General features: G+C 65.9%; 25 protein-coding genes and 1 riboswitch. Of the genes, 14 read left to right on the top strand and 11 right to left on the bottom strand.

All coding sequences use genetic code 11. The features are described from left to right. Positions 1-86 precede the first annotated feature (86 nt). From GL279_RS12695 to GL279_RS12640, 12 genes are all read left to right on the top strand, one after another. Positions 87-1,253 (top strand): nucleotide sugar dehydrogenase, encoded by a 1,167-nt coding sequence (locus GL279_RS12695; protein ID WP_155065013.1) that lies wholly within the window; start codon positions 87-89, stop codon positions 1,251-1,253. Then, positions 1,250-2,248, top strand: coding sequence for an NAD-dependent epimerase/dehydratase family protein (locus GL279_RS12690; protein WP_155065012.1), 999 nt, complete (start codon positions 1,250-1,252; stop codon positions 2,246-2,248). The genes GL279_RS12695 and GL279_RS12690 overlap by 4 nt, the downstream gene beginning before the upstream one ends. Positions 2,249-2,307: 59 nt before the next feature. Beyond that, a riboswitch (TPP riboswitch) is annotated at positions 2,308-2,412 on the top strand. Positions 2,413-2,475: 63 nt separating this feature from the next. Further along, entirely contained in the window at positions 2,476-3,291 is an 816-nt protein-coding gene (thiD, locus tag GL279_RS12685) for a bifunctional hydroxymethylpyrimidine kinase/phosphomethylpyrimidine kinase (protein ID WP_155065011.1), read from the top strand. Beyond that, a complete protein-coding gene (locus tag GL279_RS12680) occupies positions 3,288-4,265 on the top strand; it encodes an FAD-dependent oxidoreductase (RefSeq protein WP_155065010.1) in 978 nt (325 codons plus the stop codon). The genes thiD and GL279_RS12680 overlap by 4 nt, the downstream gene beginning before the upstream one ends. After that, the gene (gene thiS / locus GL279_RS12675) at positions 4,249-4,446 is read left to right on the top strand and encodes a sulfur carrier protein ThiS (RefSeq protein WP_155065009.1); all 198 of its coding nucleotides are present in this window, start codon (positions 4,249-4,251) and stop codon (positions 4,444-4,446) included. Before GL279_RS12680 ends, thiS begins: the two co-directional genes overlap by 17 nt. Position 4,447: 1 nt before the next feature. After that, positions 4,448-5,212, top strand: coding sequence for a thiazole synthase (locus tag GL279_RS12670; protein WP_155065008.1), 765 nt, complete (start codon positions 4,448-4,450; stop codon positions 5,210-5,212). Continuing rightward, positions 5,209-5,805: a thiamine phosphate synthase gene (locus tag GL279_RS12665; protein ID WP_155065007.1), complete on the top strand. Its 597-nt coding sequence runs from the start codon at positions 5,209-5,211 to the stop codon at positions 5,803-5,805. Before GL279_RS12670 ends, GL279_RS12665 begins: the two co-directional genes overlap by 4 nt. Then, positions 5,802-6,776 carry a HesA/MoeB/ThiF family protein gene (locus GL279_RS12660; protein ID WP_170293968.1) on the top strand — a complete coding sequence of 325 codons (975 nt, stop codon included), beginning with the start codon at positions 5,802-5,804 and terminating at the stop codon, positions 6,774-6,776. The genes GL279_RS12665 and GL279_RS12660 overlap by 4 nt, the downstream gene beginning before the upstream one ends. Further along, complete coding sequence (locus tag GL279_RS12655) at positions 6,773-7,711, top strand: ABC transporter substrate-binding protein (protein WP_155065005.1); 939 nt, start codon at positions 6,773-6,775, stop codon at positions 7,709-7,711. The genes GL279_RS12660 and GL279_RS12655 overlap by 4 nt, the downstream gene beginning before the upstream one ends. Continuing rightward, on the top strand, positions 7,708-8,376 hold the full coding sequence (gene tenA / locus GL279_RS12650; protein ID WP_155065004.1) for a thiaminase II: 669 nt from the start codon (positions 7,708-7,710) through the stop codon (positions 8,374-8,376). The genes GL279_RS12655 and tenA overlap by 4 nt, the downstream gene beginning before the upstream one ends. 2 nt (positions 8,377-8,378) lie before the next feature. After that, positions 8,379-9,167, top strand: coding sequence for an ABC transporter ATP-binding protein (locus GL279_RS12645; protein ID WP_155065003.1), 789 nt, complete (start codon positions 8,379-8,381; stop codon positions 9,165-9,167). Then, positions 9,164-9,895, top strand: a complete 732-nt coding sequence (locus tag GL279_RS12640; RefSeq protein WP_155065002.1) for an ABC transporter permease — start codon at positions 9,164-9,166, stop codon at positions 9,893-9,895. The genes GL279_RS12645 and GL279_RS12640 overlap by 4 nt, the downstream gene beginning before the upstream one ends. A 12-nt stretch (positions 9,896-9,907) precedes the next feature. On the opposite strand, the gene mobA is transcribed toward GL279_RS12640, so the two are convergent. From mobA to GL279_RS12605, 7 genes are all read right to left on the bottom strand, one after another. Further along, a complete protein-coding gene (gene mobA / locus GL279_RS12635; RefSeq protein WP_155065001.1) occupies positions 9,908-10,525 on the bottom strand; it encodes a molybdenum cofactor guanylyltransferase MobA in 618 nt (205 codons plus the stop codon). Next, complete coding sequence (locus GL279_RS12630) at positions 10,522-11,112, bottom strand: hypothetical protein (protein ID WP_155065000.1); 591 nt, start codon at positions 11,110-11,112, stop codon at positions 10,522-10,524. Before GL279_RS12630 ends, mobA begins: the two co-directional genes overlap by 4 nt. Continuing rightward, the gene (locus GL279_RS12625; protein ID WP_155064999.1) at positions 11,109-11,936 is read right to left on the bottom strand and encodes an ABC transporter permease; all 828 of its coding nucleotides are present in this window, start codon (positions 11,934-11,936) and stop codon (positions 11,109-11,111) included. The genes GL279_RS12630 and GL279_RS12625 overlap by 4 nt, the downstream gene beginning before the upstream one ends. Beyond that, positions 11,933-12,649: an ABC transporter ATP-binding protein gene (locus tag GL279_RS12620; RefSeq protein WP_155064998.1), complete on the bottom strand. Its 717-nt coding sequence runs from the start codon at positions 12,647-12,649 to the stop codon at positions 11,933-11,935. The genes GL279_RS12625 and GL279_RS12620 overlap by 4 nt, the downstream gene beginning before the upstream one ends. A gap of 140 nt (positions 12,650-12,789) precedes the next feature. Beyond that, on the bottom strand, positions 12,790-13,344 hold the full coding sequence (locus GL279_RS12615; protein ID WP_155064997.1) for a cupredoxin domain-containing protein: 555 nt from the start codon (positions 13,342-13,344) through the stop codon (positions 12,790-12,792). 21 nt (positions 13,345-13,365) lie between these two features. After that, on the bottom strand, positions 13,366-14,337 hold the full coding sequence (locus tag GL279_RS12610; RefSeq protein WP_155064996.1) for a YVTN family beta-propeller repeat protein: 972 nt from the start codon (positions 14,335-14,337) through the stop codon (positions 13,366-13,368). Between the two features lie 8 nt (positions 14,338-14,345). Continuing rightward, positions 14,346-15,551, bottom strand: coding sequence for an ABC transporter substrate-binding protein (locus GL279_RS12605; protein WP_155064995.1), 1,206 nt, complete (start codon positions 15,549-15,551; stop codon positions 14,346-14,348). A 190-nt stretch (positions 15,552-15,741) separates the two neighbouring features. Here GL279_RS12605 and GL279_RS12600 point away from each other — a divergent pair, with 190 nt between their 5' ends. Both GL279_RS12600 and GL279_RS12595 read left to right on the top strand, forming a co-directional pair. After that, complete coding sequence (locus GL279_RS12600) at positions 15,742-16,293, top strand: SRPBCC family protein (protein WP_155064994.1); 552 nt, start codon at positions 15,742-15,744, stop codon at positions 16,291-16,293. Next, positions 16,290-17,204, top strand: a complete 915-nt coding sequence (locus GL279_RS12595) for a YncE family protein (protein ID WP_155064993.1) — start codon at positions 16,290-16,292, stop codon at positions 17,202-17,204. Before GL279_RS12600 ends, GL279_RS12595 begins: the two co-directional genes overlap by 4 nt. Here the strand turns inward: GL279_RS12595 and GL279_RS12590 are convergent. The 4 genes from GL279_RS12590 to GL279_RS12575 form a co-directional block, all read right to left on the bottom strand. Continuing rightward, positions 17,185-17,715 carry a PQQ-dependent catabolism-associated CXXCW motif protein gene (locus tag GL279_RS12590; protein WP_155064992.1) on the bottom strand — a complete coding sequence of 177 codons (531 nt, stop codon included), beginning with the start codon at positions 17,713-17,715 and terminating at the stop codon, positions 17,185-17,187. The two genes, GL279_RS12595 and GL279_RS12590, sit on opposite strands and share 20 nt — an antisense overlap. Then, positions 17,712-18,533, bottom strand: coding sequence for a substrate-binding domain-containing protein (locus tag GL279_RS12585; protein ID WP_155064991.1), 822 nt, complete (start codon positions 18,531-18,533; stop codon positions 17,712-17,714). The genes GL279_RS12590 and GL279_RS12585 overlap by 4 nt, the downstream gene beginning before the upstream one ends. A gap of 2 nt (positions 18,534-18,535) precedes the next feature. Further along, positions 18,536-19,123: a c-type cytochrome, methanol metabolism-related gene (locus tag GL279_RS12580; RefSeq protein WP_155064990.1), complete on the bottom strand. Its 588-nt coding sequence runs from the start codon at positions 19,121-19,123 to the stop codon at positions 18,536-18,538. Positions 19,124-19,225: 102 nt separating this feature from the next. Beyond that, positions 19,226-21,028 carry a methanol/ethanol family PQQ-dependent dehydrogenase gene (locus tag GL279_RS12575; protein ID WP_155064989.1) on the bottom strand — a complete coding sequence of 601 codons (1,803 nt, stop codon included), beginning with the start codon at positions 21,026-21,028 and terminating at the stop codon, positions 19,226-19,228. Between the last annotated feature and the right edge of the window lie 151 nt (positions 21,029-21,179).

The raw sequence follows: 21,179 nt of genomic DNA, 5'->3' as shown, positions 1-21,179 counted from the left end.
GGGCCATAGGGGCACTTATGCAGGGCTATGGAATGCCCGTGGCCGGTCATGCTATGAATCGCCGAAACAACAGGCGGATGCCGCAAATGAAGATAGCCGTTGCCGGTCTGGGCTATGTCGGGATGTCGATGGCGGTGCTGTTGTCCCAGCATCAAAGCGTTGTCGCGCTGGACGTGAATGCCGCGCGCGTCGCGCAGGTCAACGACCGCCGCTCGCCGATCGAGGATGCCGAGATCACCCGCTGGCTGTCCGAAGAAACGCTGGACCTGTCGGCCACCACCGATCCGGCGCAGGCGCTGGCCGGCGCGCACTTCGTGATCATCGCGACGCCCACCAGCTATGACACGCGCTCGAACCGCTTCGATACTTCCAGCGTCGAAAGCGTCATCGCGCTCAGCCGGGAACACGCGCCCGACGCCACCATCGTCGTGAAATCCACCGTGCCCGTCGGCTTCATCGACCGGATGCGGGCGGAGTTCGGCTATGATCGCATCCTGTTCTCGCCCGAATTCCTGCGCGAGGGCCGGGCGCTTTACGACAACCTTTACCCTTCGCGCATCGTGGTCGGCGATCACGGCCCCGCCGCACATGAGCTGGCCGCCCTGCTGGTCGAGGGCGCGATCCGCAAGGACATGCCGGTGCTTTACACCGGCACGACCGAGGCCGAGGCGATCAAGCTGTTCTCGAACACCTATCTTGCGCTGCGCGTGGCCTATTTCAACGAACTCGACAGCTATGCCCTGTCGCGCGACCTGAACACCCGCGAGATCATCGAGGGCGTCGGTCTGGATCCGCGCATCGGTGACCATTACAACAACCCCAGCTTTGGCTATGGCGGCTATTGCCTGCCCAAGGACACCAAGCAATTGCTGGCCAACTACGATCAGGTGCCGCAGAACCTGATCGCGGCGGTGGTCGAATCGAACCGCACCCGCAAGGATTACATCGCCGATCAGATCATCGCCAAACGCCCGCGCATGGTCGGCGTTTACCGGCTGGTGATGAAGGCAGGCTCGGACAATTTCCGCGACAGCTCGATCCAGGGCATCATGAAGCGGATCAAGGCCAAGGGCATTCCCTGCATCGTTTATGAACCCGTTCTGAAACAGGACGATTTCTTCAACAGCGAGGTCGTGCGCGATCTGGATGAATTCAAGCGCCGCTCGGACCTGATCATCACCAACCGTCAGACGCCGGAACTGGCCGATGTGGCCGACAAGATCTATTCCCGCGACCTGTTCGGGGTCGACTGATGCGCGCCCTGATCACAGGCGCGGCCGGCTTTATCGGCTATCATCTGGCCCGGACGCTGCTGGCCGAGGGCGCCGAGGTCATCGGTCTGGATGCGCATGACGCCTATTACGATCCGGCGCTGAAAGCCGCGCGCGAGGAGCGGCTGCTGGCCCTGCCCGGCTATACCGCCATCCGGGGCCGGGTCGAGGATCCGGGTCTTTTGTCCGATGTCTTTGCCCGCAGCCGGCCCGATGTGGTGGTGCATCTGGCCGCACAGGCCGGGGTGCGCCATTCCATCGACCATCCGCGCGTCTATCTGCAATCGAATATCGCCGGGACCTTCGAGCTGCTCGAAGCCGCCCGCGCGCATCCGCCGCGCCATCTGCTGCTGGCCTCGACCAGCTCGGTCTATGGCGCCAACCGCGACATGCCCTACCGCGAGACCGACAAGGTCGATCAGCAGATGTCCTTCTATGCCGCCTCGAAGAAAGCGACCGAGGCGATGGCGCACAGCTATGCGCATCTTTTCGGCCTGCCGGTGACGATGTTCCGCTTTTTCACCGTCTATGGCCCCTGGGGCCGGCCCGACATGGCGCTGTATCTGTTCACCGATGCCATCCTGAAGGGGCAGCCGATCAAGGTGTTCAACCACGGCCGGATGCGGCGTGATTTCACCTATGTCACCGATCTGGTGCGGGCGATCCGGCTGCTGATCGACGCCGTGCCCGGCACCACCCCCGCCAGCCCCGAGGACAGCCTGTCGCCCGTCGCCCCGCATCGGGTCGTCAACATCGGCAATGGCGCCCCGGTCGAACTGGGCGATTTCATCGCCGCCATCGAGGCCGCCACCGGGCGCGAGGCCCGGCGCGAGCTGTTGCCGATGCAGCCCGGCGACGTGCCCGCGACATGGGCCGACACCACGCTGCTGCGCCACCTGACCGGCTATGCGCCGCAGACCCCGGTGGCTGAGGGCGTGGCCCGCTACGTCGAATGGTTCCGCAGCTATTACGGATAGGCCCAAATTGCGGATAGGCCTTGCGGGCAGCAGCCGCCGGGCCTAACTTCAGCGCGATATTTCTACACTTGGGGAGTCCCGCAACGGGGCTGAGAGGTGCCGGGCACCGACCCATCGAACCTGATCCGGGTCATGCCGGCGTAGGGAAGGGTAGAGCGTCATGGCCAACCCGGCCCATGGACGCACATCCCCGCCCCGGCATCGCCCCCCGACAAGAAAGGCGGGCCATGTCCCATCCGATCGCCCTGACCATCGCCGGCTCGGACAGCGGCGGCGGCGCGGGTATTCAGGCCGACCTGAAAAGCTTTTCGGCACTTGGCGTCTATGGCGCCTCGGTCATCACTGCGATCACCGCCCAGAACACCCGCACCGTGGCCGCAGTCCAGCCGGTCAGCCCCGCCATGATCGTGGCGCAGATCGACGCGGTCATGGGCGATCTGGACGTGCGCGCCATCAAGATCGGCATGCTGGGCGGCCCCGAGGTGATCGCGACCACCGCCGACCGGCTGGCGGCGCTGCTCGCCGACCGGCCGCTGCCCATCGTGCTGGACCCGGTGATGATCGCCAAGGCCGGCAATGCGCTTTTGCCCGACGAGGCGGTGGCGGTGCTGCGCGACCGGCTGTTGCCGCTGGCGACCGTGCTGACCCCGAACCTGCCCGAGGCCGCCCGGCTTCTGGAGCAGCCGCCCGCCCGCACCGAGGCCGAGATGCTGGAACAGGGCGCGGCCTTGCGCGCGCTGGGACCGGCGCATGTGATGATGAAGGGCGGCCACGGTCAGGGCGACAGCTGCATCGACCTGCTGGTCGGACCCGAGCCGATGCGGCTGGCCGCGCCGCGCCTTGATACCCGCAACACCCATGGCACCGGCTGTTCGCTTTCGGCCGCGATTGCCGCCGGCCTGGCGCGCGGTGAAACCGTGCCCGAGGCGGTGCGCGCCGCCCATGGATGGCTGCAGGGTGCCATCGCCGCCGCCGACGATCTGGCGGTGGGGCTGGGCTTTGGCCCGGTGCATCATTTCTACCGGATGTGGAACCAGCAATGACCGACATCACCATCCTTGGCAGCGGCGTCATGGGCCTGTGCATCGCCACCGAACTGGTGGCGCGCGGGCTTGCGCCCCGGATCATCGACCCGGCCGGCAAACCGGGCGCGCAGGCCTGCAGCTGGCGCGCCGGCGGCATGCTCGCCCCCTATTGCGAGGCCGAAAGCGCCGAGCCGGTGGTGGTGCGGCTGGGTCTTGGCGCCGCCGACTGGTGGCAGGCCCATGGCGCCGAGGTGACGCGACGCGGCACGCTGGTCCTTGCCCCCTCGCGCGATCGGGCCGAACTGGACCGCTTTGCCCGCCTGACCCAAAGCCACCGCCCGCTGGACGCCGAGGCCATCGCCGCGCTGGAGCCCGAATTGCAGGGCCGGTTTGCGCGCGGGCTGTTCTTTGAAACCGAGGCGCATCTGAACCCGCGCGCCGCCCTGCTGGCGCTGCGCGACCGGCTGGCCGAGGCCGGGATCACCATCGAGACCGAGGGCGCGCCGACCGGGCTGATCGTCGATGCCCGCGGCCTTGCCGCCCGCGATGCACTGCCCGACCTGCGCGGCGTCCGCGGCGAGATGCTGGTGATCCGCTGCCCCGAGGTGCAGATCAGCCGCACCGTCCGCCTGCTGCATCCGCGCATTCCGCTTTACATCGTGCCCCGTGGCGATGGCATCTACATGATCGGCGCCACCATGCTGGAAACCGGCGGCAAATACCGCGTCACCGCCCGTTCGGCGGTCGAGATGCTGTCGGCCGCCTATACCCTGCATCCGGGCTTTGCCGAGGCCGAGATCATGGAGCTGGGCGCCGATGCCCGACCGGCCTTTCCCGACAACCTGCCGCGCCTGCGCCGGCGTGGAAACACTTTGTTCGCAAACGGCCTTTATCGCCACGGCTATCTTCTGGCCCCCGCCGTGGCCCGCATGGCCGCCGACCACCTTCTGGATGGCCAGACACCGGAGTTCATGGATGAAAATCACCCTTAATGGCGAAACCCGCGCCGTCTCGGGTCCGACGGTTCAGGACGCGCTCGACCAGCAGGGGCTGGGCGGCGCCAAGATCGCGACCGCGCTGAACGGCGCCTTTCTGCCCGCAGCCAGCCGCGCCGCGACCATGTTGAAAGATGGCGACGCGCTGGAAGTCGTCGCACCGATGCAAGGGGGCTGAGATGCCGCAATTCTATGGAACCACCGTCGACAGCCCGCTGATGCTGGGCACGGCGCTCTATCCCTCGCCCGCGATCATGGCGCAGGCATTCCGCGCCGCGAATGCCGGCATCGCCACGGTCAGCCTGCGCCGCGAAGGCGGGGCCGGGCAGGACTTTCACCGGCTGATAAAGGAGCTGGCGATCCCGGTCCTGCCCAATACCGCCGGCTGCCATTCGGTGCGCGAGGCGGTGACGACCGCCCAGATGGCGCGCGAACTGTTCGACACGCCATGGATCAAGCTGGAGGTCATCCGCGATGATGACACGCTATGCCCCGATGTGATCGCACTGGTCGAGGCGGCGCGGCTGCTGTCGGATGACGGATTTCAGGTCTTTCCCTATTGCACCGAGGATCTGTCGGTCTGTGGCCGGCTTCTGGATGCGGGCTGTCAGGTGCTGATGCCCTGGGGCGCGCCCATCGGCTCGGGGCGCGGGTTGAACAACCCCTATGGCCTGCGCAGCCTGCGGGCGCATTTCCCCGACGTGCCGCTGGTCGTCGATGCCGGCATCGGCCTGCCCAGCCATGCCGCGCAGGCGATGGAGCTGGGCTTTGACGCTGTGCTGCTGAACACCGCCGTCGCCAAGGCGGGCGATCCGGTGGCGATGGCGCGGGCCATGGCGCTGGCGATCGAGGCCGGACAACTGGCCCATGCCGCCAATCCGATCGAGACGCGCGACATGGCCGCGCCCTCGACCCCTCTCTTTGGCATGGCGGTGCTGGGATGACGCTTCCCCGTTTCTACCCGATCTTTGACACGACCGACTGGCTGCGCCACGCCCTGCCCCTGGGCGTCAAGCTGGTGCAGATCCGCATCAAGGACCAACCTGCGCCGCGCCTGATGGGCGAGCTGGCGCTGGCGCAGGAGCTTTGCCGCGAACATGGCGCCACGCTGGTCGTCAACGACTACTGGCGCGAGGCGATCGAACTCGGCTGCGACTTCGTGCATCTGGGGCAAGAGGATCTGGATCAGGCCGATGTGGCCGCGATCCGCCGCGCCGGGATCCGGCTGGGCGTCTCGACCCATGACGAGGCCGAGCTTGACCGCGCCATGGCGTTGCGGCCGGACTATGTCGCGTTGGGTCCGGTCTGGCCGACGATCCTGAAAAAGATGAAATGGGAACAGCAGGGCCTGGACCGCGTGCGGGACTGGCGCAAGCTGGTCGGCACCACGCCTTTGGTCGCCATCGGCGGCGTGACGCCCGAGCGCGCGCTTGAAGCATTCGCGGCGGGCGCCGACATCGCCTCGGCGGTGACCGACATCACCCTGAACCCCGACCCCGAGGGCCGCATCCGCCAATGGCTAGCGGTGACGGCATGAGCCGCTATATTCGCCAGATGGTGCTGCCCGAGGTCGATGCCGAAGGGCAGGAGCTGATCGAGGCCGCGCATGTGCTGGTGGTCGGTGCCGGTGGCCTTGGCGTGCCGGTGCTGCAATATCTGGCCGGCGCCGGCATCGGCCGCATTACCCTGATCGACCCCGACAGCGTCGATGAAACCAACCTGCACCGCCAGCCGCTTTACCGGATGAAGGACGTGGGCCAGCCCAAGGTCCGCGCCGCGGCTCAGGCCATCGCCCGGCTGAACCCCGAGGTGATGGTCGATGCGCTGATCGACCGGCTGACCCCCGCCAATGCGCCGGCGCTGGTCGCAGCGGCGGATGTGGTGCTGGATTGCGCCGACAGCTACGCGGCCAGCTATACGCTTTCGGATGTCTGTCTGGCGGCGGGCAAGCCGCTGATCTCGGCCTCCGCTCTGGGAATGGCGGGCTACGTCGGCGGCTTCTGCGGTGATCCGGGCAAAGGCGGTGCGCCCAGCCTGCGCGCGCTGTTCCCCGATCCGCCCGACAGCGGCCAGACCTGCGCCACGGCAGGCGTGCTGGGCCCCGTGGTCGGGATGCTGGGCTGTTTGCAGGCGCAGATGGCGCTGGCAGTGATCCTTGGGCTTACGCCATCGCCACTGGGACAGTTCACCCGTTTCGAGGCGGGCCGCTTCACACAATTCCACTTTGACGGCGCCCCTGAAACCTCTGGCCCGCGCTTCATCGCCGCCGAGGACATCCGCCCGGGCGACATGGTCATCGACCTGCGCCCCAAGGACGAGGCGCCGCGCAAGGCCACGCCCGAGGCGCTGCGCATGCCCGGCTATGGCGCCGGCGGCCCGCTGCCCGCCCCCGGCCAGCGCATCGTTCTGGCCTGCCGCTCGGGGCTGCGCTCATGGCGCGCGGCCGACGCACTTGCCCGCCGCTGGGACGGCGAAATCACCCTTTTGGCTCTGGGAGACGACTCATGAAGCATTTCACCCTTGCCGCCGCGCTGGCCCTGATGGCCCAGCCGGCTCTGGCCGCCGACAAGGTCACGCTGATCCTCGACTGGTTCGTGAACCCCGACCATGCGCCGATCATCGTCGCGCAGGAAAAGGGCTTCTTCAAGGACGAGGGGCTGGACGTGGACGTGGTTGCCCCCGCCGATCCCTCGGACCCGCCGAAACTGGTTGCCGCCGGCAAGGCCGATTACGCCATCACCTACCAGCCGCAACTGCATCTGCAGGTGCATGAAGGCCTGCCGTTGAAACGCATCGGCACCCTGGTCGCGACGCCCTTGAACTGCCTGATGGTCAAGGCCGACGGCCCCGTGCAAAAGATCGAGGACCTCAAGGGCAAGAAGATCGGCTATTCCGTCTCCGGGGTCGAGGATGCGCTGGTCGGCCAGATCCTGAAGACCGCTGGCCTCAGCATGGATGATGTGCAGATGGTCAACGTCAACTGGTCGCTGTCGCCGGCGCTGATCGCCGGTCAGGTCGATGCCACCATCGGCGCCTATCGCAACTTCGAGCTGACCCAGATGCGGCTCGCCGGTGCCGAGGGCCGCTGCTTCTATGTCGAGGAACAAGGCGTGCCGACCTATGACGAGCTGATCTTCGTCGCCAACCCGGCCCATCTGGACAAGGACCGCGCCGCCCGCTTCCTGCATGCCGTCGAACGCGGCGCGCAATATATGGTCAACCACCCCGACGAAAGCTGGACGCTCTTCTCGGGCACCGCACCCGACCTCAAGGATGAGCTGAACGCCGAAGCTTGGAAGGAAACCTTGCCGCGCTTTTCGCAAAGCCCGGCGGCGCTGGACCAAGGCCGCTACGCGCATTTCGAACAGTTCCTGAAAGACGCCGGACTGGTCGACAAGGTGCTGCCGGTCTCGGATCTGGCCGTGGACATCGGCGCACCATGAGCTACGGCCACAGCTTTGCGCAGCTGCGCGCCGCCGCGCCCGATTGGGACGCCTATACCCGTCACGCCTTCGTCGAGGGCATGCGCGACGGCAGCCTGCCGCAAACCGCGTTCCTGACCTATCTGGTGCAGGATTATCTGTTCCTGATCCAGTTCAGCCGCGCTTGGGCGCTGGCCGTGGTCAAGGCCGACACGCTCGAGGAAATGCGCAGCTGCGCGGCCACCGTCCACACGCTGCTTGATCATGAAATGTCGCTGCATGTGGAAACCTGCGCCGCAGCCGGCATCGACACCCGCGCCATGCTGGCCACGCCCGAGGCGGTGACCAATATCGCCTATACCCGCTATGTGCTGGACGCCGGCTTCTCGGGCGATTTCCTCGACCTCGTCGTGGCGCTGATGCCTTGCGTGCTGGGCTACGGCGAAATCGGCAACCGGCTTGCGGCCGAGGCCGCCACCGACACGCCCTACCGCGACTGGATCGACACCTATGCCGGTGCCGAGTATCAGCAGGCCTGCGCCGAGGCCGGGACGCTGCTCGACCAGGCCATTGCACGGCGTCTGGGCCAGAACCCGCAAGCCAGCCCGCGCTGGCCGGCACTGGTCGAACGCTTTGCCACCGCGACCCGGCTCGAAGCAGCCTTCTGGAATCTGGGGCAGACGTGATCATGCAGGCGCGCGTCCGTGGCAGCGCCTGGACCGGCGATCAGCCGCTCTTCGCCGAAATCGACCTGCAACTGGCCAAGGGGCAATGGACCTGCCTGCTCGGCCCCTCGGGCGTCGGCAAATCGACCCTGCTGCGGCTGCTGGCCGGGCTCGAGACCGGCGTGCGCTTTCAGGGCGAGATCAGCCGCGATCAGCCCGTCGCGCTGATGGCGCAGGACCCCGGCCTGATCCCATGGCTCGACGTCACCGGCAATGTCACCCTTGGCGCGCGGCTGCGCGGCACGCTCGATGCTTCTTTCGTGGAAAAATATCCCGGGGGAGCGTCCGACCGCCCCCATCAAGGGGGCGATCGGGCGTCGGGGGCAGAGCCCCCGGCCACCCCCGCCACCCGCGCCAGCATGCTAATCAAAGCGGTGGGCCTTGCCGATCGCGCCGATCACCTGCCGGCGCAGCTTTCCGGCGGCCAGCGCCAGCGCGCCGCGCTGGCCCGCACCCTGTTCGAGGATCGCCCCCTCGTGCTGCTGGACGAACCCTTTTCCGCCCTCGACACCCGGACCCGAGCACAGATGCAGGATCTCGCGGCGCGGCTCTTGCAGGACCGCACGGTGCTGCTGGTCACCCATGACCCGGCCGAGGCGGCGCGGCTGGGCGACCGCATCCTGCTCTTGCGCGAAACCGGGCTGACTGAATGGCCAGTCCCCAGCCCCCGGCCCCCGGCCGCCGCCCGCCCCTTCGATGCCCCCGAGGTGCTGGCGCTGCAAACCGCGCTGATGCGGGGGATGATGGCATGAAGACCGTGCTGGCGCTGATCGCGATCGCCCTGATCCTGTGGCAAACCCTCGTCTGGGGCCTCGGCATGCCCGCCTTTTTGCTGCCCGGTCCGGGGGCGGTGGCGCAATCACTGTGGATCAACCGGGCCGAGATCGCCTGGAATGCCGGCTTTACCCTGTCCGAGGTTGTGCTGGGCTTTGCCCTGGGCGCGGGGCTGGGCGCGGGCCTTGCCATCGCCATGGGCTTTTCGCCGCGGCTGACCGCGATCCTCAGCCCGTTCCTGACCTTCAGCCAGACCATCCCGGTCTTTGCCCTTGCGCCGATCCTGACGCTGTGGCTGGGCTTCGGCATCGCGCCCAAGATCGCCATGACCGTGCTGATCGTGTTCTTTCCGGTCTGGGCCGCCTTTCTTGACGGGTTGATGCGCACGCCGCAGGCGCAGCTGGACCTTGCACGGGTAATGGGCGCAAGCCAGGGCCGGATCATGCGCCACCTGCGCATCCCGGCGGCGCTGCCCAGCCTTGCCACCGGGTTGCGGCTGGCGGCGGTCTATGCGCCAATCGGCGCGGTGGTCGGCGAATGGGTCGGCGGCGCGCGCGGCCTTGGCGCGCTGATGATCCATGCCAATGGCCGGATGAAGACCGATCTGGTCTTTGCCGCGCTGCTGGTGCTGTCGCTGATGACGGTGCTTTTTGCGCGGGCCGTCAATCTGGCGCTGGCGCGGCTCTGGCGCCGCTACGGCGCCTGAACCGCCGGCCGGCTAAAGCAGCCGTTCGGCGCGGGCCAGATCCTCGGGCGTATTCAGGTTCAGGAACGGATCCATCACCCGGCTGTCGAACACCGCCCGGCCCGGATCATAAGAAGCCGCGAACTGGCCGATGCGGTGCAGCCCCGATTCCAGCGCGGCATGCAGATCGTCGCGCAGCGCCACCGGCCACAGTGCGCAGGTCGGATGATCGCGCAGCAGGCCCTGCGTATCGGGACTGGCCGCGACCGCGACACCCGAGCGGCCGCGCGCATCCAGCAGCCGCCAGACCAGATCCTCGGGGATGAAAGGGGTATCGACGCTGACGCTGACCACGCTGCCCGCGCCCTGCCCGGCGGCCCAGTCCATGCCCGCCAGCACCCCGGCCAGCGGACCGGCAAAGCCGGAAAAACCGTCGGCAATCACCGGCAGATCATATTCGCCGAAGGTCTCGGCCTCGCCATTGGCATTGATCGCCAGCGGGCCGCATTGCGGCGCCAGCCGCTCGATCACCCGCGACAGCAGGGTGCGGCCTGCCAGAACGCGCAGCGCCTTGTTGCCGCCGCCCATGCGGCGCGACAGTCCCCCGGCCAGGATCACGCCAGCCGGTTTTCCCGCCGGCCGACCGCTCATTTCAGCCCGGCCTGAATCGCCCGTGCCAAGGCAAACACGCGCTGCTCCAGAATGACCGGAGTTTCACAGACATAGGTCAGCGATTGCTGACGATCCTGAAAAATGCGCATGTCCCAGTCCAGTTTCTGTTCTTCGGCATCGATGGCGTCGAAGTCCGGCTTCTCGACCTTTTGCATCTCGGCCATCTTGCCACGATGGTCCTCGATCCGCTTGGCAAGGTCCACCTGTTTGTTGCCATAGCGCGCGATGCCGGAAATCAGCGCCGCGCGGTCGGGCTCGATGCGGTCAAAGATGGCCAGCATCAGGGCGGTCAGGTGCTGGTTGTCGGCGGTCTTGGCATAATCCGCGATTTCGGTCTGCGCCTGCTCGATCGGGACGCGGCGCTGTTCCAGCCGGTCGGCCAGCGTGGCGATTTCCGGAGTCTCGGCCATAGTGCGGACTGCGTCGTCGGGTTCGGGTCCGGTCCACATCTGGCCCATGGACAGATGTGGCTGCTTGCGCTGGACGCAGGGCCAGTCGGGATCGGTGCTGCTTTCGGCATGGGCCGCGCCCGCGATCAGACAGAACGTCAGGATCCAGTGTTTCATGCTCCCCCTCCTTTCCGGCGGGCCCAAAGGCCCTTGGCCGGATCATACATGACGACCGCCCCGGCAAAGAACAGGATCAGGCAGCCCGCCACCACACCAAAGGACATGAGGTCGAAGCGCTGGTAAAGCGCAAAGCGGATCAGCTCCACCGCATGGCTGAACGGGTTGGCCGCGCAGATGTGATGCAACAGCACCGAGCTTTCCCGCATCCGCCACAGCGGATAAAGCGCGGTCGAGGCGAAAAACATCGGGAAGATCACGAAGTTCATCACCCCGGCGAAGTTCTCAAGCTGCCGGATCGCCGAGGACAGGAACAGCCCCATCGCCCCCAGCATCAGCCCCGACAGGACCAGCGCCGGCAGCACCGTCAGATAGCCCATGGCCGGCGGGCGGATGTCCCAGAACCATGCAATGGCCAGAAAGGTATAGACCTGAATGATCGACACGATCACCCCGGCCACCAGTTTCGAGGCCAAAAGGAACCAACGCGGGAACGGGCTGACCAGCAGGGTGCGCATCGCCCCCGTCTCGCGGTCATAGACCATCGACAGCGACGACTGCATGCCGTTGAACAGCTGGATCATCGCGCAAAGGCCGGGGGTGACATAGACCTCATAGAGCACATAGGTCTGATAGGGCGGCGTGATCGACAGGCCTAGCACGGCGCGAAAGCCGGCGGCAAAGATGAACAGCCAGACCAAGGGCCGCACCAGCGCGGCCAGAAAGCGGCCACGCTGGTTGACAAAGCGCAGCGTCTCGCGCCGGGCGATGCCCAGAAAACAGGTCAGCCACATGCGCGCCGTCGGGCGCGGGGTCGCGGTCATGCGCTTTCTCCGGTCAGGCGCAGGAAGGTGCCGGTCAGGTCATTCCCGCCGATCTGGCCGGCATTGCCCTGGGCCAGCACCTCGCCACGATGCAGAATGACCAGCCCGTCCTCGGGGCGGATTTCGTCAAGGATATGCGTGGCCCAGAGCGCCGAAACCCCGGTCGCGGTCAGCGCGCGGGTCAGGGCCACCACCTCGGCGCGGGCCTTGACGTCCAGCCCCACCGTGGCCTCGTCCAGAAGCAGGATCTGCGGACGGTGGATCAGGGCGCGGGCGATCTCGGCCCGGCGGCTTTGCCCCCCCGACAAGGCCGAAACGCGGCTGCCCAGCTTGTCGGCCAGCCCGACCAGTTCCAGCACTTCGGCGGCGCGCAACCGCGCCTCGTGCCGGGGGATGCCATGCAGGGCGGCGTGATATTCTAGGTTCTGCGCCACCGTCAGATCGGGGTCCAGCGCGCGCGACTGAAACACCACCCCCAGCCGCGCGAGGGCCGCGCCGGGTTCGCGGCGCAGATCATGCCCCGCCACCTCGATCCGGCCCGAGGTATTGTCGTAAAGTCGGGTGATCAGCGAAAACAGCGTGGTCTTGCCGGCGCCGTTCACCCCCAGAAGCGCGGTGAAACCGCCGCGCGGCACGCTTAGGCTGACATCCTTCAACGCGGCAAAGCGGCCGAAGCTGTGGCTGACGTGCTGGATCGAGAGAGCATCTTGCATGATATCAGGGGTGCGGGCAAAGCGCCGCACCCGGCCGTCTCCTAGTCCGGCGCCCTGCCGGTGATGGTGAAACCGTTCAGCCTGACGCCATATTGCCCGATCCGGCGGGGCGCGTCACGCCCCCGCCTTGGGCATGGCCCCTACTGGATGTTGAACACGGCCTGTTGGGTTTCCCCATGCGAGCCGGGGATCGACAGGGTGTAACGGCCCGGTACGATGGCAACAAAGCTGATCGTCGCGGTGCCGGCATCGTCGAACTCCAGCGAATGCACGCCCATCGGCCGGATTTCGATATCGTTGATCACCACCTCGTTGATCCAGATGGCGCGGAAGAAATCGCCGCCCGACAGCGCCAGTTCCTGACTGCCATCGGCATTGATGTCGATGCGGTAATAGCCGCCCGATTTCAGCTTGTATTCGCCGGTCGCGACCGGCTTTCCGGAACCCAGCGTCAGCGGCGCAAGCTGGGTGCGGTTGTCGCGCGCCAGCATGCCCGAGAAACCATAATCGAACTTGCCCTTGGCCTCGTGCACGCCCTGTTCGGCTGCGGGTTTTTCGTCATCATCGTCGTCCTTTTCCGCGGCAGCCGGGGCTGCGGCGGCTGCTTCAGGCTTGGGCTCGGGCTTTTTCTCTTCGGCCAGTGCAGGCACAGACATTCCCGCGATCAGCATCAGCGCGGTCAGCAATCGGATCATCTTCTTTCCTCCCAGAATTCGTCAGTTCGGCGCCACGACCACGCCCCAGGGCTGCTGGCCGACGGGCACGGATTTGATGACCTTGTCCGAGGCCACGTCGATCACCGAAACGTCGTTCGAATTGCCATTCGTGGTGAACAGGTATTTTTCGTCGGGCGTGAAGGCCATCTGCCAGACCCGCTGGCCAACCAGCAGGTAATCCTCGACCTCGTCGGTCTCGCCATTGATCACCGCGACGCGGTTGGCGGGGCCAAGGGCGACATAGACCTTTTTGCCATCCTTGGTGATGCGGATGCCGACCGGCTGGATCGCCTCGGGCAGAACGCCGGGGATCTCGAAGCTGATCTTTTTCTCGATGGTCTGGTTTTCGGGGTGGATCACGCTGACGGTGCCGCCGATCTCGGCGCTGACGTAAAGCTTGGTGCCCTGATCGTTGTATTGCGCAAAGCGCGGTCGGCTGTCCACCAGCACATTGCCAAAGATCTCATAGGTTTCGGTGTTGATGAAATGCGCCATGTTGGTGGTTTCCGAGGTGTTGATGACCACCTTGCCATCCGGGCTGACGCCCATGCCCTCGGGTTCGACCCCAACCGGGATCTCGGCCAGCACCTTGTGGGTCTTGGTATCGACCACGGTGACCAGATTGTCGTCCTCATTGGCGATATAAAGCGGATTGCCCGAGGGATGCAGCACGAAGAGTTCCGGGTCCGGCCCCGAGGGCAGCGTGTGCAGTTCCTGCATCGTCTGCGGATCAAAGACCCGCACCAGATCATCGTCCGAGGTGCAGACATACAGCTCCTTGCCGTCGGGGCTGATGGTGATGCCGCGCGGGCGGGCACCGACCGGATAGGTGCCGATCACCTCCAGGGTGTCGCTGTCCAGAACGGTCACGTCATTGCCCTTTTCGTTGCTGACAAAGACCCGGTTCGCGGCGGCCGGCAGGGCCATGCCCAGACACAGCGCCGAGGTCAGGATGGCGGTTTTGGCTTTCATCTTTGGCCTCAGAACTTGCATTGGGTTTCGGGACGGTCGATGCCCAGCGTATCCAGCGCCGATGTCTGGTGCAGATACTGGTCTTGCGGGCTGACCGAGGCGGTCACGGCAGCGGTGGACAGCAGGATGGGCTGGCGCAGCTGATGGTCCCAGTCGCGGATGGTCAGCTTCTGCCCCTTGAAGCCGGCGACCTCGAACTTGTCCGACAGCATGAAATCACGCAGCTTGGCGGCATCGGTGCTTTGCGTGCGGGTCGCCGCCTCGCCCAGCATGCGCAGCGCGACCCATGTCTGGTAATCGTCGTCGCGCATCGGCCGGCCAGCGAGCTTTTCAAAGCGGTTCTGGAATTGCAGCGCCCCCCAGGCCTCGAGCGTCGGCGACCAGGCATGCGGCACCAGCCCGGCCGAGCCAGCGACCGGGCGCGCATCCCATGTCTCATAGGGCAGCCAATCGGCAAAGACGCCATTCTCGTCGGCGGCAATCACCACGTCATGCTCGGGTGCGCTTTGGGTGAACACCGGCATCTGCTGCTGGACCTGCACATAACCCGAGTCACTGCGGCGGCTGCCGCCGGTATCCTCATAGGTGCGGGTCTCGACAATCTTGGCGCCGAATTTGGTGGCCGAACGGCGATAGGCCTCGGCCAGCGCGATGTCATCGGGATGGCTGCCGGCGATCAGGAACCACTTCGGCCATTTCTTCCACATCAGGAATTGCGCCAACGCATCGGTCAGCATGGCCTGACTGGGCGCGGTGTGGATGGTATTGGCCCGGCAATCCGTGCCGCGCAAATTGTCGCCCCGCGCATGGGCATTGAAAAGCAGCGCCCGGTCGCCGGCCTGATCGGCCAGTTGCAGCGTGGTTGCGTCATCGGCAAGAACGACGATGAAAGGCACGCCCTGCGCCAGCAGCTTGTCCATCTCGGCGGCGGCGGTCTCGGGGGTGGCGGTGATCTCCTGCGCGTCGAAATCCTGCCCCATGAAGCGGCCGGTGGTGTCATTGTCGCCGATGGCAAGGCGGGCGCCGGCAAAGCCCAGATCCGCCGGACGGGTGTCCAGCCGCGAGATCGGCGGCAACGTCGGACGGTCCACCCGCAGCACGGCGGCATGGACCACCGAGGCGGGCTTTTGCCCCGCTGCCGCGGGCGCATCCTGCGCCGCAGCGGGCAGCCCGGCAGCCATCCCCGCCATAAGTATGATGATTCTCCGCAGCATTTCCGTCCTCCCGCTGCCATCATGGCGGGCGAAAGCGCCTGCGCCAACCCGACAAATCACCCGGCTTGACCCGGGTAAAATACCCCATACGTTTGTCTTATGGACGCCGCCCGGAACCCGGCGCATGGTCGCCGCATCGGGTCAGCCGGCCGGTGAGCAGCTTCGGCGGCCCATCTGGAGGAGAACCGCGATGACACGACTTCTGGCGACCACGCTGGCCGCCGCGATGCTGCTGGCGGGCGCCGCGCAGGCCCATGGCCCGGTGCGCCTGAAGCTTGAACTGGATCAGAAACTGAACGCGACACCGGACGAGGTCTGGGCGGTGATCGGCAAATTCGACGATATGAGCTGGCATCCGGCGGTCGCCAAGACCGATATGACCGGCGACGGTTCGGTCGATCAGCCCGAGAAATCCGAGCGCGTGCTGCATCTGAAGGCCGAGAGCGGCGATCCCACCATCACCGAGGTGCTGTCGAAATGGCAGCCCGACAAGCGCTGCTATGCCTATCGTATCGAAAAGGTCGATATGAAGGTGCTGCCGGTCACGAACTACGCCTCGACGCTTTGCGTCAAGGACGAGGGCGGCAAGGCACTGGTGACGTGGAAGGGTGGCTATTATCGCGGCTTCCCGAACAACAACCCGCCGGCCGATCAGAATGACGAGGCGGCGACCAAGGCCGTCACCGGGGTCTATCAGGCGGGGCTCGACGCCCTTGCCGAAAGGTTCGGCAAGGCGGAATGATCCGCTGGCTGGCATTCCTGCTGCTGGCCGGACCGGCCTTCGGCGCCGATCTGGCCTTTGTCACCTCGCAGAATGCCGACAGCATTTCGGTCGTCGATCTTGCCTCTGGCGGGGTGCTGGCCACCACGCCCCTGCCCGGGGCGCCGGCCCCCGTTGCCTATGACCCCGCCCGTCGCCGCGCCTTTGTCATCGCCGCCAAGACCGGGCGGATGGCGGTGCTGGACGAGGCCGGGCGCATCACCCAAAACATCGATCTGCCCGAGGGCGCCTTTGGCATCGCCGTGGCGCCCGATGGCGGGCTGTTCATCACCGAATGGTATCAGGGCCAGTTGATCCGGCTGGGCCCCGACCTGAAACCGTTGTGGCAGGTGCCGACCGGAAAATCCCCCGCAGGCGTCGCCAGCGACGGCGCTCTGGTCGCGACGGCGGATCGCGATGACGACCAGATCTCGGTCTATGATGCGGCCACGGGCGCGCTGCGCCACCGGATCAAGGTCGGCAAGCATCCCTATGCCGTGGTCTTTCACGATGGCCGGCTGTTCAGCGTGGATGTGCAAAGCGACACGGTCAGCGTGATCGACCCGCAAAGCGGCCAACTGCTGGGTCAAGTGGCGACCGGCAGCCATCCCTATGGGCTGGCCTTTGCCGGCGGGCGCGGCTTTGTCACCGATCAATATGCCGGTACGGTGACGGTGTTTGATCCCGCCAGCCTGAAGGCCGTCGCCACGCTGGAAACCGGCGACTACCCCGAGGGCATCGCCCCTCTGCCCGATGGCACGGGCGTGGTGGTGGCGCATTGGGACAGCAACACGCTGGTCTGGATCGACGCCGCCAGCCTGAAGATCACGCGCGAGATCGAGCTGCCCGACGGGCCGCGCGCATTCGGCGCCTTTACGGGGCGTCAGCAGTAACCAGCGTGCCGCCCACCGCCTGCCAGCCATCGACACCCTGCGGAAACCAGCGGATGCCGGTATAACCCATGCCCACGGCGCGCTTGCCGGCATTCCAGCTCATCCAGCAGTCGCTTTTGCAAAAGATCACGATGGGCGCGGCCTTGTCGCCGCCGCTGGCCTGCGCCAGCCCGTCGCGCAGCCGCGCCTCTTCCACAGCCGAGATACGGTCATAGCCGGTATCGTAAAGCCAGACGGCGCCGGGAATGGTCTGGTGCGGGGGGGCGTTCCAGATCGTGCCCGCCGGCAGCTTGTCTGGCCGTTTCTGGCGCGGCAGCACGTCCAGAAAGGGCACGCCCTGCCGGTGCAGCGCCACCGCCTCGGCCGGGGTGATGACCTGCGCCCCGGCCAGCGTGGCCGGGACCGGGGCGCGGTAGGGTTCGCCGTGAAAGCCGGCAGGCTCGGGCACGGTCTGCGCCAAGGCGGCAGTTGCGCCCAAAAGCAGACACAGGGCCAGAGCCCGGCCGATCATGGCTTGGGCGCCTTGCCGTAATCGTCCAGGATCGGCACGCCGGCATCGCGCAGGATGGCGTCGATCTTGTCCTGATTGCGGCGGATCAGGCTGTTCAGCTTGCGCTTCCATTCGTCCTCGCCGGGGCGCACGCCCATGGTGATGCGATAGAACATGCGCGGGCCGGTAGTTTCCTTCAAGAGCGGTGTGAACTGCAGTTCGGGGTCCTGCTTGACCAGAGGGCCCGCCAGCGGCCCCCACAGCACGGCGGCGGCCAGCTCGCCGGATTTCACCTGCGCCAGCATGTCGCCCACCGGGTTTTCGACCCGGCGATCGACGAACAGATCCCAGCCCTTCATGTCCTTGGCCAGTCCCGCCCGCGCCAGATTGGTGGCGGGCGGCGTGCCCGCGACCACGCCGATGGGCTTGCCCTTCAGCGCCGGGTCTTCAAGCATGTCCACCGCCGCAAGCGGGCTGTCCTTGCGCGTCACGATGCCATAGGCCGAGGTGTAATAATGGTTGGTGTTCTGCACCAGCTCATCGCCCTGGGCATAGCCGATCACCACGTCGCAGATCCCGGCGCGCAGCGTCTTGCGGATAAAGCCCGCGCCCTGCGGAAACCACGTATAGGCCAGCGGCATCCCCAGCTCATCGGCGAAAAGCACCGCCAGCCGGTTTTCGAACCCCGAGCCATCCTGCGACGACATCGGCACCGCCGCCGGGTCGGCGCAGACCCGGAACTCGGTATGCGAGCGCAGGTCGGCGACCTGCCCCGCTGCGGGCAGGCCAGCCGCGCAGAACGCCGCCGAGACCAGCAGGATCGGGCAAAGGCGGCGCATCGTCAGCCGCTCATGCAGGAATCTTCCTGCGCCGTGAAATCATCGGATTTCTTTTCCTTGTCGGCAGGCCGGCCCCGCGGCAGATCGCCCATGCCCCGTGCCAGCAGATAGGCATAGATGTCGTCGACATAGCACCAGACGTTCTTGTTGGTGCCAAAGGCCGGCATCACCAGATTCTGCGCCGTGCCCACGTCCTGCTTGCCCGAGGCGACGATCTGCTGGAACTCGTAATAGTCGATCTTCTTGACCATTTCCTTGAGCGCCGGGGCATAGGTCGACCCCTCACCATCCGGGCCGTGGCAGACATGGCATTCCGCCGAATAACGCTTGTAGCCCGAGAAGGTGGCGTAATCGAGAACGCCATCGGTGATCTTGTAGGTCGGGATACCCTCCTCGGTATACCAACGGCCGTTTTCCTGATGGTCGGGCGTGATGTCCTGCCCGTTGGGCAGCACCCTCTTGGCGGTTGCGTCCCCCGAGGCGGCGGGCGCCTGCGTGGCATTGTCCTGGGCCATGGCTGCCGGTGCGACAAGCGCGGTGGCGCAGGCCAGGCAGATCGCCAATGCGCTGGCGGTCATCTTATCGTTCATGAATTCCTCCCTTGCTGTCACCCGTAAAATGATAGCTCCGCCCAGGATATTTTCCCCGGGCGGAGCGTGACGAGTCACAGTTTGGTTTTCTGCACCAAAGTATTAGCCGGGCAGCTCGAACACGGTCAGCTGGCCGCCCAGTTCGGTGTATTGCGACAGCGACGCATAGCCGCCGACAGCCCCCAAACCTTCGTTCGGGTTGGTCAGGCCGGCCGCAAGACCGATGCCTGCCCAACCGCCGACGCCCGAAAGCACGCCGATGTACTGCTTGCCGCCATGCTCATAGGTCATGACGTTGCCGATGATGCCCGAGGGGGTCTTGAACTTGTAAAGCTCTTTGCCCGTCTCGGAATCGACTGCCTTCAGATAGCCTTCCAGCGTGCCGTAGAACACCACATCGCCCGCAGTGGCCAAAGCGCCCGACCAGACCGAGAACTGCTCGGGCAGCGACCATTTGATCTCGCCCTTGGTGTTGTCCCAGGCGATGAAGTTGCCCATGCCACCATGGCTGTTCGGAGCCGGATACATCGACAGCGTGGCCCCGACATAGGGCTGGCCGGCGGTATAGGCGACGCGGAACGGCTCATAGTCCATGCAGACGTGGTTGGTCGGCACGTAGAACAGGTTGGTCTTGGGCGAGAAGGCCGCCGGCTGCTGGTCCTTGGAGCCAAGCGCGGCCGGGCAGACGCCGGTGGTGTTCTCGTCCTCGCCGTTCTGGTCGGTCGAGAATTCGGCCACCACGGCCGGGCGGCCATAGGTTTCGGATTTGGGGTCCATATCGACGCCGGTGGTCCAGTTCACCGCCGGATCGTATTTCTGCGCCACCAGCAGCTCGCCGGTTTCGCGGTCCAGCGTATAGCCCAGACCGTTGCGGTCAAAGTGGGTCAGCAGCTTGCGATCCTTGCCGTCGACCTTCTGGTTGGTCAGGATCATCTCGTTGACGCCGTCGAAGTCCCATTCGTCATGCGGCGTCATCTGGTAGAACCATTTCGCCATGCCGGTGTCGGCATCGCGGGCCATGATGGTCATCGACCACTTGTTGTCGCCCGGACGCTGGCTGGGGTTCCAGGTCGAGGGGTTGCCGGTGCCGTAATAGATCAGGTTCAGCTCGGGGTCATAGGAATACCAGCCCCAGGTGGTGCCGCCGCCGATCTTCCACTGATCGCCTTCCCAGCTTTTCAGCGAGCTGTCCTTGCCGATCGGCTTGCCAAGCGCGGTGGTCTTTTCCGGGTCGACCAGCATTTCGGCGTCGGGGCCGGTCGAATATGCTTTCCACAGTTCCTTGCCGTCTTTCAGGCTATAGGCGGTGACGCGACCGCGCACGCCGTATTCGCCGCCCGAGACGCCGACGATCACCTTGTCCTTGACCGGCAGCACGGTGGCGGTGTTGGTTTCGCCCAGAGCCGGATCGCCGGTCTTGACCGACCATTTAACTTCGCCGGTCTTGGCGTCCAGCGCCACCAGCGTCGTGTCGGCCTGATGCATCAGGATCAGCCCGTCCGCATAGGCCAGACCCCGGTTGACGGTGTCGCAGCACATGACCGCGATGACGTTCGGATCCTGCTGCGGCTGGTAGCGCCACAGGATCTTGCCGCCGTCGTTCAGGTCCAGCGCAAAGACGTTGTTCGGAAAGGGCGTGTGCAGATACATCACATCGCCGATGACCAGGGGCGAACCCTCATGGCCGCGCAGAACCCCGGTCGAGAAGGTCCAGGCAACGCGCAGGTCCTTCACGTTGTCCTTGTTGATCTTGTCCAGCGTCGAATAGCGGGTGTTGGCATAGTCACCCGTCTGGATCGCCCATTGCTCCGGCTTGGCAATTTCCGAAAGCACGCTGTCGTTGGCCAGTACCGCCGTGCCAGACAGCAGCAGCGCCAGACCGGCGCCCTTGATCATGGTCTTCATGAATATTCCTCCAAAGCGGCGGCTGCGACTCCTCCTGCCGCGCGGCCATGGGAAAATATCCTGCCCTGAACACGGATACGTCAACGAAACCGCACCCGTGCCTAGACCAAAGTATTAGGAAAAATCGGCAATTGGTATGGGAAAACCCCCC

Source organism: Paracoccus limosus (assembly GCF_009711185.1).
Classification (GTDB): Bacteria; Pseudomonadota; Alphaproteobacteria; order Rhodobacterales; family Rhodobacteraceae; genus Paracoccus; species Paracoccus limosus.
This window is presented reverse-complemented; position numbering and strand designations above follow the sequence as displayed.